At 68.0% G+C, this 16,391-nt stretch carries 14 protein-coding genes, 1 pseudogene and 1 riboswitch; of the genes and pseudogenes, 5 read left to right on the top strand and 10 right to left on the bottom strand.

Annotation, left to right across the window (positions count from 1 at the left end; genetic code table 11):
* Nucleotides 1-40 precede the first annotated feature (40 nt).
* Nucleotides 41-454, bottom strand: a complete 414-nt coding sequence (locus IT361_08100) for a cytochrome c (protein ID MCC6317637.1) — start codon at nt 452-454, stop codon at nt 41-43.
* A 501-nt stretch (nt 455-955) separates the two neighbouring features.
* Between IT361_08100 and IT361_08095 the strand changes: the two genes are divergently transcribed.
* The 3 genes and pseudogenes from IT361_08095 to IT361_08085 all read left to right on the top strand — a co-directional run bounded on the left by IT361_08095 (nt 956) and on the right by IT361_08085 (nt 2,387).
* Nucleotides 956-1,390, top strand: a complete 435-nt coding sequence (locus tag IT361_08095; protein MCC6317636.1) for a hypothetical protein — start codon at nt 956-958, stop codon at nt 1,388-1,390.
* Nucleotides 1,391-1,542: 152 nt separating this feature from the next.
* Nucleotides 1,543-2,046 (top strand): polymer-forming cytoskeletal protein, encoded by a 504-nt coding sequence (locus IT361_08090; GenBank protein MCC6317635.1) that lies wholly within the window; start codon nt 1,543-1,545, stop codon nt 2,044-2,046.
* Nucleotides 2,043-2,387, top strand: a pseudogene (locus tag IT361_08085) (hypothetical protein). The gene IT361_08090 and the pseudogene IT361_08085 overlap by 4 nt, the downstream one beginning before the upstream one ends.
* Nucleotides 2,388-2,474: 87 nt before the next feature.
* Here IT361_08085 and IT361_08080 read toward each other — a convergent pair.
* From IT361_08080 to IT361_08055, 6 genes are all read right to left on the bottom strand, one after another.
* Nucleotides 2,475-4,556, bottom strand: coding sequence for a TonB-dependent receptor plug domain-containing protein (locus tag IT361_08080; protein ID MCC6317634.1), 2,082 nt, complete (start codon nt 4,554-4,556; stop codon nt 2,475-2,477).
* A riboswitch (TPP riboswitch) is annotated at nt 4,548-4,651 on the bottom strand. (Overlaps the previous gene by 9 nt.)
* Nucleotides 4,652-4,732: 81 nt before the next feature.
* Nucleotides 4,733-5,338 carry a lysophospholipid acyltransferase family protein gene (locus IT361_08075; protein MCC6317633.1) on the bottom strand — a complete coding sequence of 202 codons (606 nt, stop codon included), beginning with the start codon at nt 5,336-5,338 and terminating at the stop codon, nt 4,733-4,735.
* Between the two features lie 112 nt (nt 5,339-5,450).
* A complete protein-coding gene (locus tag IT361_08070) occupies nt 5,451-6,320 on the bottom strand; it encodes a response regulator transcription factor (protein MCC6317632.1) in 870 nt (289 codons plus the stop codon).
* The gene (locus IT361_08065) at nt 6,289-7,488 is read right to left on the bottom strand and encodes a histidine kinase (GenBank protein MCC6317631.1); all 1,200 of its coding nucleotides are present in this window, start codon (nt 7,486-7,488) and stop codon (nt 6,289-6,291) included. Before IT361_08065 ends, IT361_08070 begins: the two co-directional genes overlap by 32 nt.
* Nucleotides 7,485-8,123 carry a peptide-methionine (S)-S-oxide reductase MsrA gene (msrA, locus tag IT361_08060; GenBank protein MCC6317630.1) on the bottom strand — a complete coding sequence of 213 codons (639 nt, stop codon included), beginning with the start codon at nt 8,121-8,123 and terminating at the stop codon, nt 7,485-7,487. Before msrA ends, IT361_08065 begins: the two co-directional genes overlap by 4 nt.
* Nucleotides 8,124-8,421: 298 nt before the next feature.
* Nucleotides 8,422-9,798, bottom strand: a complete 1,377-nt coding sequence (locus IT361_08055) for an aspartate aminotransferase family protein (protein MCC6317629.1) — start codon at nt 9,796-9,798, stop codon at nt 8,422-8,424.
* 141 nt (nt 9,799-9,939) lie between these two features.
* Between IT361_08055 and IT361_08050 the strand changes: the two genes are divergently transcribed.
* Both IT361_08050 and IT361_08045 read left to right on the top strand, forming a co-directional pair.
* A complete protein-coding gene (locus tag IT361_08050) occupies nt 9,940-13,104 on the top strand; it encodes a glycosyl hydrolase (GenBank protein MCC6317628.1) in 3,165 nt (1,054 codons plus the stop codon).
* Nucleotide 13,105: 1 nt separating this feature from the next.
* Nucleotides 13,106-13,639 (top strand): hypothetical protein, encoded by a 534-nt coding sequence (locus IT361_08045; protein ID MCC6317627.1) that lies wholly within the window; start codon nt 13,106-13,108, stop codon nt 13,637-13,639.
* Between the two features lie 328 nt (nt 13,640-13,967).
* On the opposite strand, the gene infA is transcribed toward IT361_08045, so the two are convergent.
* The 3 genes from infA to IT361_08030 form a co-directional block, all read right to left on the bottom strand.
* Nucleotides 13,968-14,198, bottom strand: a complete 231-nt coding sequence (gene infA, locus IT361_08040) for a translation initiation factor IF-1 (GenBank protein MCC6317626.1) — start codon at nt 14,196-14,198, stop codon at nt 13,968-13,970.
* A 132-nt stretch (nt 14,199-14,330) separates the two neighbouring features.
* The gene (locus IT361_08035; GenBank protein ID MCC6317625.1) at nt 14,331-15,701 is read right to left on the bottom strand and encodes a M20/M25/M40 family metallo-hydrolase; all 1,371 of its coding nucleotides are present in this window, start codon (nt 15,699-15,701) and stop codon (nt 14,331-14,333) included.
* Nucleotides 15,702-15,857: 156 nt separating this feature from the next.
* Entirely contained in the window at nt 15,858-16,307 is a 450-nt protein-coding gene (locus tag IT361_08030; GenBank protein MCC6317624.1) for a hypothetical protein, read from the bottom strand.
* Nucleotides 16,308-16,391 lie beyond the last annotated feature (84 nt).

Here is a 16,391-nt window from a genome sequence, read left to right as displayed (position 1 = left end):
CCCGGCTCATCACCGGGCGCTGCGGTCACGCTGGAGCGGTCTACTTGTGGCTCAGCGAATACACATACGCGGCCACGGCCTTGATCTGCGGGTCCGTGAGGTTCATGCGGCCGCCGCGCGCGCCCATGGGAAACTTATGGGTCGAGTCCTTGATGCTGGCGGCCGGCACGCCGCTCGTGATGATGCCCACGATCTCCTCGTAGCTCCCGCTCTTTAGCTGCAGCCACTGGCTGTCGTTCAGCATCGGGCCACCGGTTGCGCCAATACCCGCACGGCCGTGACAGCGCATGCATCCACCGTTGTTGAACAGCGAGTCACCCAGCGCGATGTTGGCCGCAGTCACCTCCGCGGGACGTGCGGCGACCGCGGCAGGCGCACCGCCGGCAGCGCCAGCGGACGAACCACTGCGACAGGCAACGGCAAGGAGCGTGACGAGCACGAATGAGCGAAGCATGGGATGGCGGTCGAGGACAGAGGAGAACCTGGGACTGCGGGAGCGGGGAATCTGCACGATGAATGGTCCGGCGTCAGGGTGGCTTCAGCAGTTCATGCACCGGTGGTTGTTCGTCGACCCCAGGCGTTCCAGCAGACGGACGGCGCCCAGGCAGGCGAGATCCGCTGGATCAGCCCGTTGGGCATGTCCACACGCCCGATGCCGCGTGGAGCGGCTGCGCGCCTGTCCCACCCGCAGGCACTGGCAGCAGTCCCGACGCATGAACGCGCGGCGTCGCGCCCGGGTCGGCCCCGACATGACGCGAGCGCTGCGAGGGCCGAATCGGCGCGCGGTTCGGATCGCCGGCCGCGGACAACAGCAGGTACATCGTCGCCACGCAGGCGGCGCGAAAGAAGTCGTGGGCCACCGGACGGTATCGGCGAGGCAGGCATGAGGATGAGTTGACGGGCTTCGGACCGCTTCTCACATTGCGGTCGGTTCACGCCCCCTCCTGGAGGTTCTGTGCGCGCCGCCTCCTGCGCGATCATGCTCGCTGGCCCGATGAAGGGAGACGTGTGCACCGCAATGGCGCAGGCCGCTGCCGGGCGGGGCATTCCCTCGGAACAACTCGACGCCATAGTGCGCACGTACCCCGCGATCGACACGCTCCGCGAACGGGCAAATGCCGAGTTGGCCGACCCTCGCAACACGTCCACGCGCGCGCAGGAAAAGTTGCGCGCGAAACTGCGCCTCACCGTTCGACAGGTACTCAGGGAACAGGGGCTGACCGATGAGGAGCTTGACCGGTTCTCGCGGCGAACGCGCACGGACACCGCGGAGCGCCGAGCCTTTGACGATGCGCTCGCACGGTTACGTCGCAGTGACGGGCTCAGTCCGCACCAGGGGAGCGCGCTTCGGAAACGCGACACCACGCTTCCGATGACACGATTCCAATGAAGGCAGCTGGAGACGACCGGAACCCGGAGTCTGCGATGTTCGCCGCTGACGAGCGGTCGTTGGGTTGGTGTGGAGCGAATTTGGTGACCCATCTGACAGCGCCGACATGATCCGTGCTGTAACCGTCGGTGCCCCACACAGGAGTCTCATCCATGGCACTCTGGAAGGAACCCGTAGCCCCCAAGCGCGAGTCCGCGCTCCTCACCCCGGACCCGATCACGCGCCGCGATGACCCCACGCCGGCCGAAGCCGCGCCGAGCTACGACGCGGTGCGACGGACACCGGTCCGCGAGGTCAAGGAATCGGTGATCGGCTCGGACATCACGATCGAAGGCAAGATCGACGGCACCGGACACATCCGGATTGCTGGCCGTTTCAAGGGCGACGTCCACGTGGAGGGTAACCTCACGATCGAACCGGGCGCTCGACTGACGGGCGGCGTGAAGGCGAACGCCGTGGTCATTGGCGGCGAGTTGGAGGGCAACGTCATCGACGCGGCGCGTGTTGAGCTGCAGGAGGGCGGCGTGATGAACGGCGACCTCAAGGCCGGAACGTTTACGGTGGCCGCGGGCTCACGGATGCGTGGGCGCGTGGAGTTTGGCTGGCAGGATGGGAATCACCGTTCGCCTAACGGGGAGACCGGCGGCGATCTATGAGCCCGGTGCGTGAGGGTCCGCCCGGGGCCACGCGCACGTGTCCGCACTGCCGGGCGACGATCCTCGAAAGCGCCGCGGTCTGCCCGGGGTGCCGCCATCACCTGCGATTTGACCCAACCGCGGCGGCCACGGCACGATCCCAGGCGAGCTTCACGCCACTGCGCGTGGAGGGTGCGGTGCCGCATCCTCCGCCGGGCGAAGCGTGGGAGTACTCTGTCGTGATCGTGATCCGCAACGAGAAGGGCGAGGAGGTCTCGCGCCAGGTTGTCGGCGTGGGCGCCCTGCTCCCCAACGAGGCACGCACGTTCTCCCTGTCGGTCGAGGTCTTTGCCCCGGGACGCGGCCCGGCCGAGCGCGCCGTGAGTCGCCCCGCCGTCGCCGCGTCCGACCAGAAAGGCCGCTCGTCTCCCCCTTCCCTCCGCTGAACGTCAGAACGCGACGTCGAAGGTCGCGAAGAGCGAGCGCGCCGGAAGCACGAAGTACCGCACGGTCCCCGACGACGACACCGACCCGCTCCCGAACTGATCGTTGTTGGCGAGGTTCACCGCACGCACGGTGAGCGCGTAGCGCGCCCGCACGACGCGCACCGCGGCATCGAGCTGGTAGTACGCCGGAAGCACACGATCCACGCTGCCGGTGTTGTCGAGAAACGCCCTCGACTGATAACGGCCCTCGATCGAGGCAAGCAGCGACTTCGTGACCGTGAGGTCCGCACGCTGGGTGGTGAGCAGTCGCGGCGTCAGCAGGGGTTCCACGTTGCGCCGCACCACCGGGACGCCGCGCGAGGAGTCCGTGAAGGCGCGAATCCGGTTGGTGCTCCACGTCGCATTGCCGCCGAGCGCCAGCCGTTCGATCGGCTGCCACCGAGCGTCGACCTCGATGCCGCGTCGATAGCTCGCGCCAACGTTGCGCCGCAGCACCGAACCCGACGCCGTCGGAGCACCGATGCGCGCGATGTCGTTGCGAAAGTTCATGTCGTAGAGGTTCACCGACAGGTCCCAGCGTGAACGTGCCACCGACACGCCCAGCTCGAGGTCGCGAACGGACTCCGGACGCACGCGGCCGAAGTCTCCGTAGTCTTCGACGTTGCCCGCATTGAGGTCGTCGTCCCCGGCCAGGAGATCGCTGCGCGCCGGCTCACGGGCGGTGCGACCGACAGAAGCAAACGCCGTGATGCCTGCGCGGAGAGGTACCGTCACGCCGATCTTCGGGTTGAGAAACGTCCAGTCCATGGCGCGTTCACCGATGCCCGCGGCCGCGTCGGGCGTGTACCGGAATCGGGTGTGGCGCACCTGCACGTCCCCGAACCACCGGAGCGGGCCTGCCGCGAGCGACGCCTTGCCAAAGAGGCTCACGTCCTGCTTGTGCCCGGTGTTCTCATAGAGCGTCGTGGATGGCTCGAGGTAGCCCCGATGATCGCGCGCATAGGTGTTTCCATTGACGCCGAGGTTGAACCTCCAGTCGCCGACGGCGTGGTTAACCGCGCTGGTCACCCCGTACCACCAGTGATCGAGGTTGAAGCGATAGCGATCCGGTGCGGCCAGGTAGTCGTAGCTGCCGGCCGCCGAATTGCGATAGGCCGTGGTCGTGAACGACGTGGCGGCGCCGAAAAGGCGCGTGTAGGACAGGGCAACCATCTGCTGGGCAAAAGCGTCACGCTCCGACGGATCGAGCGGGTTGAACCGCCGGTTCGTCTGCAACTCTTCGAGCGTGGCACCGGTGTACGACAAGGTGTCCCGCAGCACGCCAACCAGCGTCGTGAGCTTGAGTACATCGCGGTCGCCGAACCACCCGGCGCCGACGAACGCCGAGCCTCCGCGAACTCCGCTGTGGTCGCGGTATCCGTTGGTCGTGACCGCACCGGCGCGCCCGTACACGGAGAGGCGGGTCCCGGGGATTCCCCCGCGGAACGACGCACTGACGCGTCGCGAGCCGAACGACCCCACCTGGAGCTGGAGCTCGCCCTCCGCGTCGCGCCGACCGACCGGCACGGTCTCGAAGTTCACCGAACCAGCAAACGATGCCGTGCCTGCGGAGCTCGTGCCGACCCCACGCTGAACCTGGACACTCTGCACGCTGGACATGAGGTCGGCGATGTTGGCGAAATAGAGGACCTGGTCCTCCATATCGTTCAACGGCACGCCGTCGATCGTGATGTTGATGCGCGTCTGATCCATGCCACGCAGCCGGAGATAGCTGTATCCCCAGTTGGTGCCTGTCTCGGTGTGCGCGGTGATCGAAGGGACGGCACCAACGAGGAGGAGCGGAACGTCCTGCCCGAACTGGCGGCGAGTGATCGTGCTCCGGGGCACGGTGGTCTCGGCGATCGGCGCGAGCGCCGATGCCCGAAAGGCGGTGACGAGAACTCGCTCAATCGTCCGCGTCGAATCGCGGGAGGCGCCAGCGCTGTCGGCCTGCGCGGCGAGGCGGAGCGGATGAAGGAGGAGCAGGGCCGCGAGCGTCACGCACGCGCCCGGACGCGACGCGCGCGCCATGGGACCATCAAACATCGTTGGACTCCCTACGCCGGTACGAACCGGATCAGGTTCAGCGGGTGTTTCTCAGCCAGCGCGCACCAGCGGCGCAGGCACCCCGGTCACCGGGAAGGATAGCGCAGGCGTCGGGTCGTGGGCAAAGGGGTTGTCCCACGCGGACTGCCAGAGCCCCGATCGCGCGGCCATCGCGGCTATCGATCGTCGTAGGCTGAAGGGTCGCGCGCCATCGAGGCAGTAAAGTGGCGACGGAGATGCTCCATGTCGCGGGCGATGTCGCCGCCGGGCCGCAGCGACGGGAAGATGCGGATCAGCCGTGCGGAGTAATCGAGCGCCACGGGCAGGATGAGCGCGCCGGCCCCGCTGGCGATGTGATAGAAGCCCGACTTCCACTCCGTCACGCGCCGTCGCGTGCCTTCGGGCGCCAGGGCGAGGAGCATGTGATCGCGCCGCCGGAACTCCTCCACATACGCATCGACGACGTTTGCCGAACGACCGCGCTCGATCGGAATCCCACCGAAGTGGCGGAACAGTGGACCCAGCGGCCACCGGAAGAGGGTGTGTTTGCCGAACCACGTCGTGTCGAGTTCCAGCGCGAGATAGCCGAGGAATCCGATCACGAAGTCCCAGTTCGACGTGTGCGGCGCCACGATGAGCACGAGACGTGGCGCGTCCGGCACGTCCCCGACGATGCGCCAACCGAAGGCGCGCAGCCCCCACGTCCCGATGAGGCGACGTGTGCGCGACCGACGTCGAGGGATCGTCGCGGGGAGCCGGGGTGCGATCGGGAGCGAGGGCATGGAAGCCGACGCGCAAGGCGGCGGCTCCGTAGTCTATCGCGACACGCGCGATCAGGTCGAGGCCGCACGTGCGCGCAGCGATCGACGAAACGACCGCAGCACCTGCCCGACGTCAGGCCATGGGTCGCAGGAGCTGCGCCACGTGGCGACGACTGACCTTGAGCTTGGCCCCGCTGCGGAGGATCGCGATGTAGTCGCCACCGAACCAGGGCTGCAGCTCGCGAATGCGATCGATGTTGACGATCGTGGATCGATGGATGCGCACGAACATTCGAGGGTCGAGCCGTGCCGCCACGTCACGCAGCGTCCCGCGCACTCGATGTCGCTGTTCGCCCACACGAAGGACGACGTAGTTCCCTTCTGCCTCGATCCAGTCGACGGACGCCGCGGCAACGAACTGCGCACCAGTGTCGGTCCGCACGGTGAAGCGGCTCACAAACGCCGGTTTGCGCGCGGCCGACGCGGGCGGCCCTTCGACGGGTGCATCAGGGGCTCCCTCCCTACGCACCATGGCTCCACCAGTGCCTTCCCAGCCCCGAACAAGATCCGCGAGTTGGCGTCCGAGCGCGCCGTCACGCCGTTCACGCGATCGCAGGAGCGCGTGATCAAAGGCGGCAAGCAACCGCTCATCGTCGAACGGCTTGAGCACGTAGTCGAGCGCATGAACCTCGAACGCTCGCAGCGCGTGGGCGTCAAAGGCCGTCACGAACACCACCGGCGGCATGTCCGAGGGGCCGACCTCGGCGATGACGCCAAACCCGTCGAGTTCCGGCATCTGCACATCGAGGAATACCATGTCCGGCGCAAGACTCCGGATGGCCTTCACCGCCTCCGTGCCGTCGGCGCACTCGCCCACGATCTCCACGTCCCCGCGAGCGGCGAGGGCAAGGCGGATACAATCCCGCGCGAGCGGTTCGTCGTCGACGACGAGCACCTGCGGGCGCGCGGGGTCACGCACCGGCGGCCGCGTGGCTCTGCCCACGACTCAGGTGGAAGGGGAGATACACGCGGGCGCGCGCTCCACCGCCAGCCGCGTTGGCCAGGTCCACCGATGACACCTCGGCGCCGTACAGCTCTTCAAGGCGAGCTCGCGTGTTGGAGAGACCAATGCCCTGACGCTCGGGCCGCGTTGTGCGGGGCATGATCCCCTCGCCCGTGTCGCGCACCGCCAGTTCGAGCTGCAATCCGACCTTGCGGGCCGACACGTGCAGCAGCCCCGCCCCGGACCTCCGCGCGATGCCGTGTCGGAGCGCGTTCTCCACGAGTGGCTGCAGAATGAGCGGCGGCACGAACGCATCGTACGTCTCGGCGTCGATGTCCCACACGACGCGCAGGCGGTCACCGAAGCGCACCAGCTCGATGTCGAGGAACCGGCGAAGCAACGCGAGTTCCTCGGCGAGCGTCACCTCCGGCGGCATGTCGCGGTTGAGCGTGACGCGCAGCAGCTCGCCGAGCCGAGCCAGCATGTCGACGGCACCTTCAGGCTCGCGACGGCGCACGAGCCCCGCCACGGAGTTGAGTGCATTGAAAAGGAAATGCGGATTCAGCTCCATGCGCAGGGCATGAATGCGGGCGTCCGCAAGGCGCAGTTGGAGCCTGGCGGCCTGCGCCTCCATGCGCGCCGCGGCGAGCGCCGAACTCCGAAAATGGCGGAAGTATTCGTAGGACCAGTACGCGCCGATCGCCGCCATATACGTCATGAGGTCCATGAACAGGAATCGGCCGAGCACGATCCGCACCTGCGCCAGTGGTGTCGGCGCGATCGCTGCGCCGAGCAGCGTGTTGGCCAGCGCCGCGTAGGCGCTGGAGTGCGACAGGGAGATGATCGCGCCGATGCTCGCGTGAATGACCGCACTGCGGGGCCAGCGCGGGCCGTCAAACCGATAGCGCCGAGCCAGGGCGAGCACCGCGGGTGCAAACAGGATCCACAGGAACCACCACGGCACCTGGGCGCGAAGGACGGTGCCAACGTTGCGGGGCGCATCGCCGAGGCGGGAGGTGGACCAGTCGACGATGGCCTCGAGCACGCCGACGCCGAGAAAGGCGAAGACTGACACACCGAAGGCCCGCCAGAACGGCACCTTCTGCTTGAGCGCCTCGTCGGCATCGAAGACTTCGTCCGATGCCTCGTCAGGCAACTCGATGCTCATTGTGCCCCTTCGCGGAACAGCGCGGGCAGCGACGTCCTGAACCGGGCGATCCGCGGCCGATCCCACGTTACGACATACGGGTGTGTCGGGTTCTTCTCGACAAAATCCTGCTGGTCTTCGGGTACGAGGTGAAACGTCCCGGCGGTCGCTACCTGCGTTGCGACCGGAGACGGAAAGGCTCTGGACGACTCGATCCGCGCAATGGCCTCCAGCGCCGCTCGTCGCTGCGCATCGTCCGCCACCCACAGCACCGAGCGATACCGCGATCCGACGTCGGGACCCTGTCGGTTCACGCTCGTGGGGTCGTGCGCCGCTCTGAAGAACACCGTCAGCAGCTCCTCGTAACTCACGCGCCGGGGATCCCACGACACTCGCACCGCTTCGGCCGCTCCCGTCGTCTTCGTGGTATTGCGCTGGTAGGCCGACATGACGACGTCGCGGCCGGTGATCCCGGCCTCCACCAGGGTCACGCCACGCACGTGCTCGAATACGGCCTCGACCGTCCAGTAGCATCCGGCAGAGAAGATTGCCGTTTCGGTCGCCGGCGCGCTTGACCGCGCGGCCGAAAGCGCAAGCACCGCGAACAGCGCGCCGGCGAGCAGGCGGAGGCCGGAACCAGAAGGAGGCAGGGTCATCGCGGATACCTTCGTCGGGCGGTGGTCGACTCGGGCGCACCGTGGGTTCCTGGAGAACGCGCCTGGCTTCGGGAAAGATGTGCTCAAGAAAGCTGGTCGGGCAGCGAGCGTCCGCATCTCTCGCGGGCCGACTGGTGAATAGCGGGGACCGAGCGCGAATGCATGCTCCGCCGTGCGGTCGGGAGCGCAGCGCGAACCCTCCCAGACTGCGAACGCCGAGTGCGGTGTCAGCTTCAGAACCTCAGCGCTCCGAAGACGCCAGGCACGCTTGAACCGGGTACTCCTGACCGCTCGACCGCTACGGTGTCGCCATCTCGACGCCCACTCCCACGCGAGGAAAGACGTCGCGACCCACGTCCAGCACCTCACCAAACGCCGCGCAGAGGCCGTCGACCTCGGCGGCGGTCATGGCCGTATTCACCGCAAGCAGGTTGCGCGGCGCGACCAGGTAGCCGCGCACCAGCAGCCCGAGGTGCGTGAGCCGCACGGCGGCGCGCGGCGTTCGCAATGCATCGCGATACGAGCGAACCGGACCTGCGCAGTAGTGGATGTGTGCAAGCGAGCCGACGCCCTGCACGTGCGCGAGGACGCCCCGATCGTCGATCTCGCGTTGCAGCCCGCGCCGCATGCGCGCGCCCAGTTGGTCCAGACGGACAACCTCGTCGGGCCCGTAGTTCGCGAGCGCCGCAAGGCCGGCCGCCATGGACGCGTTGTTCCCGTTGAATGTGCCGCTATGCGAGATGGTGCCCGCGACCCGCGGATCGAACAGCGCCATCACCTCAGCGCGTCCGCCAAAGGCCCCCACAGACAACCCACCACCGATCACCTTGCCCAGCGTCGTGAGATCCGGTGCCAGATCAAGAATGCCCTGCACCCCTCCGATGGAAAGCCGGAACGTGACGATCTCGTCGAAGATGACGAGCGCGCCCACGGCATGCGCGGCCTCGACCACACCCTCGAGGTAGCCGGCGTCAGGGACGATGAGCCCCGCCATCGTCACGACGGGCTCAACGAGCACCGCGGCGATATCCCGTGCGTAGCGACCGAGAATCCACTCCAGCATCGCGAGGTCGTTGAACGGCACCACGAGCACCTCGGCCAGGATTCCGGTGGACACGCCAGGCCCTTCGGGAACACCCGTAGGGTACGGCGGCGCGTGAATCCCCGGAGCCACGCTGACCTGCGCGACATCGTACGCACCATGGTAGCTCCCCTCGACCTTCACGATCATCCGCCGTCCGGTGCTCGCGCGCGCGCACCGGATCGCCTGCATTACGGCCTCCGTGCCGCTGTTGCAGAACCGCAGGCGCTCGACGGATGGCACGCGTTCCGTGATGGCTTCGGCGAGCGCGACCTGCTGCTCGCTCGGATACCCGAGTGCGGTTCCCACCCTCGCCTGTTCGGCGATGGCAGCCGCGATGCGCGGCTCAGCGTGTCCGTGGATCAGCGAGGTGTAGTTGCCGAGGAAGTCCACGTAGCGATTGCCATCCACGTCGACGAGTTCCGGTCCCTCGCCCCTGTCCATGAACGTCGGGTGCGGCGGGTAGAACGTCCCCGTGCGCGTATCCCCGCCGGGCATGACCCGCTGCGCACGCTCATGGAGGGCGCGCGAGGACGGCGTGCGGAGGGCGTAGGTGGTGGAGAGCTGGCGCTCGAGATCGTCGACGATCGACATGGACCGCAGGTTGGCGCGAGGGGGAGCGCAAGATGGGCGGGTGGCCGCCTCGGGGCCAGCGCGAAAATCGGCATTCCGGGCGCGCGTGTCGATTCGTAACGTTCCCGACGCTCGCTCCAGCCTCTTCAACGACGTCCTGTCATGATCGCGCTTCGCGGATGGACCCGCGGTCTGCTCCTCGGTTTGCTGGGTGCCGTGCCGCCTTCGCAGGGCGCTGGCCAGGCCACACCGCCGCGACCGCCGGCCGGCGCGACTCAACCGCAGCGGGCGACTCCGCTGCCGCTGCCGCCGCCCTCCGCGTTTGCTGCTCTCGCCTATCGGAACATCGGGCCGAACGGCGGAGGGCGCTCCATGGCAGTGTCCGGGAGCGCGCAGCGCCCGCGAGAATACGTGATGGGCGCACTCGGCGGCGGCGTGTGGAAGTCCGTGGACGGCGGTACGACGTGGCGACCGCTGACCGATGGGCAGTTGCGTAGCGCAGCCGTGGGCGCGATCGCGGTGGCGCCGTCGCATCCGGATACGATCTACATCGGGATGGGTGAGGCCGGTCTGGCCGGTGACCTGCAGCTGGGCGATGGGATCTATCGGTCGATTGATGGCGGCCGCACGTGGGTACACCAGGGTCTCACGGAAACGCAGTCCATCGCCCGCATTCGCGTGCATCCGAAGAACGGCGCGATGGCGTGGGTCGCGGCATTTGGTCGGCCGTGGGAACGACATCCGGCACGCGGAGTGTATCGGACGCTCGACGCCGGCCGCACCTGGGACAAGGTGCTCTACCGCGGCGACTCGGTGGGTGCAGTGGACATTGCGATCGATGCCGGGAAGCCGGGCGTGGTGTATGCCGCCATGTGGCAGGCGGCGCGGCGGCCGTGGTCACAGGCCTCGCGCGGGGGTGGTTCCGGACTCTTCAAGTCGGTGGATGCCGGCGACTCCTGGACGGAACTCACGCGTAATCCCGGATTCCCGCGCGGTGTCATCGGCCGTATCGGCATTTCGGTCTCGCCGGTGGATGGCAATCGCGTGTATGCGATCGTCGACGCGGACTCGGGTGGCGTCTTCGCTTCGGACGACGGTGGGGCCACGTGGCGACGCACGAGCAGCGAGTCGGCTCTGGATCCGCGCGCGATCGAGAGCGGGCGCGTCGAGGCCGATCCCCAGGAGCGTGAACGTGTCTATGTGCTGGGCATGGAGCTGCGTCGGTCCGACGACGGTGGCCGCACATTCACGGCTGTTGGCGCCGGCCAGCGGGGCGGCGTTCGCGACCTCTGGATCGATCCAAAGAACTCCGCGCGCCTTGCCTTGGCCGGCGACCGCGGCACCGCGCTCACCGAGGATGGTGGTCGCTCCTTCACCGCATCCCGCCTGCCGATCGCTGAGGCAGACCACGTCAGCGCGACACACGACATCGCATACCAGGTGTGCGGCGCGCGGCTGGGCGGTACGACCGTGTGCCAGCCCGGCACGCCGCGCGCAACGACCGGGTTCGACACACGCGAGGGCGCGTTTGGCGACTGGGTACTCGACGTGCGAGGCGGCACCAGTGGAGCGGTGGAGGCCCACCCGACCGACCCCAACATCATCATTGCCGGTGGCGCGGATGGTGTGATCCAGCGACTTGATCGCCGCACCATGACGACGCGCGAGGAGCGACCGGGTGCGCAATCCGATACGCGAGCGTCGGCGACACCGGAGCGGTGGCGCCGAGACTTCCCGGTGCGCTTCGCCCCGCTCGAGCCCAACATCGTCTATGCGGGGTCGCAGCGCGTCTGGCGCTCGACCGACGGAGGGCAGTCCTGGCAGTCCGTGTCTTCCGACCTCACGCTGCACGCCGATTCCACGCGTCCAGCGCCCAGCGGCCTGGCATTGGGAGCGGGGAACGCGGCCGAATCGTTTGGAACGATCTCGACGATCTCTCCCTCGCCGCGCGAGCGCGGGATCGTCTGGACCGGTTCCGATGATGGGCTCGTTCACCTGACTCGTGACGGCGGCGCGACCTGGACGAACGTCACCCCAAAGGATCTCCCCGCACTCTCACGGATCTCGCGCATCGAAGCGTCGCCGCACGCGCCGGAAAAGGCCATCATCGTCGCGCGTCGTGACGAACTCGGCGACCGCAGCGCGCACGTGTGGAGGACGTCGGACTTTGGTGCCACCTGGACGAACATCTCCGATGGATTCCGAAGCGATGCGTTCGTGCACGTGGTGCGCGAAGATCCGGTTCGCGCGGGGCTGCTCTTTGCGGGCACGGAACACGGCGTGTACATGTCTTTCGATGATGGAGCGCGGTGGCAGCCGCTGACCCTCAACCTCCCCGATGTCCGTGTGTCCGATCTGCAGATTGCCGACAACGATCTCGTGGTGGGTACGCATGGACGGTCGATCTGGATCGTGGACGATATCACCGTGCTCCGCCAACTCGACGCCGAAGCGCTCAAGCCGCCGCTGCACATCTTCGAGCCTCCTCCGGCCACGCGCCGGCTCACCGATGCCGTCGTCGACTACCACCTCTCGCGAGTGGTCGACAGCGTCGCGATCGAGGTTCGTGACGCCGCCGGAACGCTCATCAGGCGCGTTGTCTCGACCGCCGCCGACACGGCCATTCCGCCAGCGCCGGTGCTCGCGGGTAACGCTCAGGTGCCACCGATCGGGCATGGCCGGCCGACGCGGCGCGCCGGGCACAATCGCTTCGTCTGGGACCTGCGCTATTCCGCGAGCGCAGAGGCGCGCGACACGAACGTCCGGGACGCCATGGTCCCGGGGCCCCTCGCGCCTCCTGGGGAATACCAGATTCGCATCGCGGCCGGTGGAGAAACGAAGACGCAGCGCCTGGCCGTGGTGCGGGATCCGCGCCGAGCCGACGTCAGCGATGCGGACCTGCGCGCGCGGTTCGACCTCGCCATGCAACTGCGCGACGAGGTGCGTCAGGGGATCCACCTGCTCGCGCACGCGCACGCACTCGGCGCGGCAATCGACGCGAGTCCCGCACCAAACAGCCGAAGCCGAGCCATCGCGGCGGAGGCTCAACGCCTGACCAGGGCCATCCGCACGGTCGAGGACTCGCTTTCGCGATCGGGGGGAAGCGCCCTCATGGACCGACTCGCCGCGCTGCAGCGGACGGTCAACATCGGCGACGGACTGCCCGACGCCGAGACCCGCCGTACGCTCGACGCGTTGAGTCGCGCGCTGGCCGCGCAGCAGCGCGTCATCGATACGATCGTACAGACCGACCTTCCGGCGCTCAATCGTCGGCTCGCGGCACGGGGGCAGTCACCAATCCCCATTCCAGCGCCGCCGGCTCGCTGAGGTGGCGCTCACGCCTCGCCACCTGCTCGTTGTCACGGTTCCGGCGTGCCTGATCGTCGGGTTCTTTGGAGCGCGCGCCGTCGGTGACGTCGCGTCGCGAAACGCCAACGCCGTGCTGGCCACGTTGGCGGCCCGGAGTACTCAGCAGGTGCGCTTCCCCGAAGCGGGCGAGTATTGGGTCTTCGCCGCTGGCTCGCAGGACGCGATGAAGGCGTCCTCCACCTGGGCGGTGCGCGTGACCCACGACGCGCTGCATGCCGACGCTCGGGTTGCGCGCCCGGAAAGCCGGCGCGCCCGCGATCGCGAGAACCGCGCGGCACTCGACCTCCTGTTCACGATTCGCGTTGACGTGCCGGGTACGCACACGGTGCGACTTACGCCGGATTCCGTCAGCCCCGGCGACGTCCAGCTGCGGATCACGCGGTTCGATCGGTCCAACGCGGGCGCCGCGATGCGCGCCTTTGGCCTCGCCGCCCTGTTCTCCGTCCTGCTCGTACTGAACGGCGTGCTCGTGATGCGAGCGACGAGCAGCTGACCGGCCCTGTCGTCTCCTCACCGAAAAACGTGTGCATCAGCCAGGGCCGCGTGCTGCGCAGGCACAACGTGCGTCGCTTGCGCGTGAGGTGTTTGCGGGAGACCGAGTTCGCGTCCGGACGCCGGCGCGGCACAGCGGATGGTGATGCTCCCGCCTGAGGTGGTAGCGGGAGACCCGGCTCGCATCCGGACGCCGTCGAGGCACGGCGGAGGGTGATGCCCCCGCGGGTGAGGTGTTTGCGGGAGACCGGGCTCGCGTCCGGACGCCGGCGCGGCACAGCAGATGGTGATGCTCCCTCCTGAGGTGGCAGCGGGAGATCGGGCTCGCGTCAGGACGGCGGTTTGGTGTAGCGGAACGTGATGCGCCCGCGCGTCAGGTCGTAGGGGGAAACCTCGAGCTTCACGACGTCGCCGGCGAGGATGCGGATGCGGTGCTGTCGGAGCTTGCCGCCGAGGGTCGCGAGGATGTCGTGGCCGCCGTCGATCATCACGCGGAATGTCGCGTTAGGCAGCACTTCCGTCACCCGCCCCTCGAGTTCGATCGCATCCTGCTTGGGCATGCACGTTCCTCGCGATTCGGACAGGAACCCGGACCGGGGCGCACAGGCCCTGACGGGCTACGGCGAAAAGCTTGGCGTTTGCCTGTGTTCGACACAAGGGAGCGCGCCACCCGCGCCCGCCCCCACGTCATCTTACCTCACGCCCGTCGGCAAACGCTCCGGCATATCCGCCACCACGTACGCCATGACGGCGAGGGTTGCGACGCACAGCGCCACCTCGCGCGGGTCGAGCTTGTCCACCGTATCGCCATCGGTGTGGTGGTACCAGAAGTACCTGGTGCCATCAACATTGAGCCCCATGCCCGGCACGCCAAGCTCCATGATTGGCGCGATGTCCGCCCCACCGCCGCCCGTCTGAATCTCGCCCGCGCCGATCCCGGCCAGGAGCGCACCCACCTGTCGAATCAGGGTCAGCGCCGAGTCCGGGCCCGTAAAGCCGAACCCGAGCGGACGAAACACGCCACCGTCGGACTCGATCGCCAGCACGTGCTGCTTTGCCTCCCCACGATGCGCGTCGCGATACGCCTGGCCACCGCGACCGCCATTTTCCTCGTTGGTCCAGCCGACCACGCGAATCGTGCGCCGCGGACGCAGTCCGAGCGCCTTGAGCACGCGAAGGGCTTCCCACGCCGCCACCACACCGCCGGCGTCGTCCATCGCACCGCGCCCCACGTCCCACGAATCGATGTGGCCCCCCATCACCACGACTTCCTCGGGCCGTTCGCTGCCTCGCAGCTCCCCGATCACGTTGCGCGACGGGGCGTCGGGCAGCACGCGCGCCGACATGGAAAGTCTGACACGGACGCGCTCGCCCCTGGCCACCATCCGCGCGATCATGTCGGCGTCTTCCGTAGTGATGGCCGCATGGGGAATGCGACGGACCGCGGGATCGTAGCGCATCGAACCCGTGTGCGGCGTGCGCTGCGAGTTGGGCGTCACGGACCGGACGAGCGACGCCACCGCGCCGGCGCGCGCAGCTTCGACCGCCCCGCCCGTGCGGTACGCCACCGTCTGCCCATAGTTGGTGAACGGCACGTTGAAGAGCACGATGCGGCCTTTCGCTTCGGCGGCACGGGCCTTCAGCTCGTCATACGAAGCGACCACCATCACCTCGGCCGTAATGCCTTGTGGCGGCGTGGCGATCGAACCGCCAAGCCCAAGCATCGGCAGCGACTGCCGGCGCGGCAACACCAGTTCCGCCGATTCCGTCCCGCGCACCCAGCGCGGCACGAGCACAGGCTCGCCGCGTACGCCGTCGAGTCCGTCGTGCTGCATCTCTGCGAGGGTCCAGTCGATGGCCCGCTCCAGCGAGGGGCTCCCGCTGAACCGGGCTCCGAATCGCTCCGTCAGTTCGGCGATCCGGTTCCAGGCGGCGCTGTCGGCGGTGGCCGCCGCAATGATGCGATCCGCCGTCGCACGATACCGATCAGTCAGGGACTGGGCGCCCAGGAGCACCGGCGCCAGTGTGGCGACGATCAACAGGACGGGTCGGCTGGTTCGCATGCGTGTCTCGGGCTCGGGTCCGTGGATCCGCCGTAATGCGACCCGGAGCGCTGGCCCGCAAGGTTATCTCGCCACGTGCTCACGCAAATGAGCGCATGCTCGCCGGCAGCGAACATGCGCTCATCTCATCTCTGCGCCGAGAAGGGGGTTCCGGCGTCAGAGCGTGATACCAACCGTCACCACGTTTCGGTCCAGCCGTTGGTGCCGTCGAACTTCACCGAACACCCCGGTGCGGCTGAGCCCGAATCGAACGCCCGCTCCGTAGTTAACCCCACGAACTTCGAGCGGTTCCCCGTACGAATAGGCTCCGTAGCCGCCGATCACGTAAGGCTGCACCCCCGGCAGTCGCAGCGGCAGGACGGCATTGGCGATGAACGACCGCGGCGCCGAGCCAAAGTCGCTCAACGACGTCATCCCCTCCACACGCACGGCCACGGGGACCACGGGTAGCCCAACCTGCAGCCCAACGTAGACTTCCGAGTTCCTCAGAGTGATCGAGGTGGAGTCGCCGTTCGGTCGTCCCGCCCCCAGCCACAACGAGACCCCCTGGGCCTCCGCGGTGCCTGCCGAAGCGATAAGCATGCCGAGTACGTGAATCAGCCGCATGGGTCCTCCTCGAGGGGGACGGGATCGTCGAAAGGTTACCACGCCTGGCCCGGGTTGTTCCAGCGTCGACTTCGGCCTGTTCCC

It is taken from the genome of Gemmatimonadaceae bacterium (assembly GCA_020846935.1).
Lineage (GTDB): Bacteria > Gemmatimonadota > Gemmatimonadetes > Gemmatimonadales > Gemmatimonadaceae > RBC101.
The sequence above is the reverse complement of the archived record's forward strand: the minus strand, read 5'-3'. Positions and strand labels throughout refer to the sequence as shown.

Excerpts from the sequence above, each read along its gene's own strand:
- IT361_08100 (MCC6317637.1), bottom strand. The coding sequence starts at position 454 with ATGCTTCGCTCATTCGTGCTCGTCACGCTCCTTGCCGTTGCCTGTCGC.
- IT361_08090 (MCC6317635.1), top strand. The coding sequence starts at position 1,543 with ATGGCACTCTGGAAGGAACCCGTAGCCCCCAAGCGCGAGTCCGCGCTC.
- IT361_08080 (MCC6317634.1), bottom strand. The coding sequence starts at position 4,556 with ATGTTTGATGGTCCCATGGCGCGCGCGTCGCGTCCGGGCGCGTGCGTG.
- IT361_08075 (MCC6317633.1), bottom strand. The coding sequence starts at position 5,338 with ATGCCCTCGCTCCCGATCGCACCCCGGCTCCCCGCGACGATCCCTCGA.
- IT361_08065 (MCC6317631.1), bottom strand. The coding sequence starts at position 7,488 with ATGAGCATCGAGTTGCCTGACGAGGCATCGGACGAAGTCTTCGATGCC.
- msrA (MCC6317630.1), bottom strand. The coding sequence starts at position 8,123 with ATGACCCTGCCTCCTTCTGGTTCCGGCCTCCGCCTGCTCGCCGGCGCG.
- IT361_08055 (MCC6317629.1), bottom strand. The coding sequence starts at position 9,798 with ATGTCGATCGTCGACGATCTCGAGCGCCAGCTCTCCACCACCTACGCC.
- IT361_08050 (MCC6317628.1), top strand. The coding sequence starts at position 9,940 with ATGATCGCGCTTCGCGGATGGACCCGCGGTCTGCTCCTCGGTTTGCTG.
- infA (MCC6317626.1), bottom strand. The coding sequence starts at position 14,198 with ATGCCCAAGCAGGATGCGATCGAACTCGAGGGGCGGGTGACGGAAGTG.
- IT361_08035 (MCC6317625.1), bottom strand. The coding sequence starts at position 15,701 with ATGCGAACCAGCCGACCCGTCCTGTTGATCGTCGCCACACTGGCGCCG.
- IT361_08030 (MCC6317624.1), bottom strand. The coding sequence starts at position 16,307 with ATGCGGCTGATTCACGTACTCGGCATGCTTATCGCTTCGGCAGGCACC.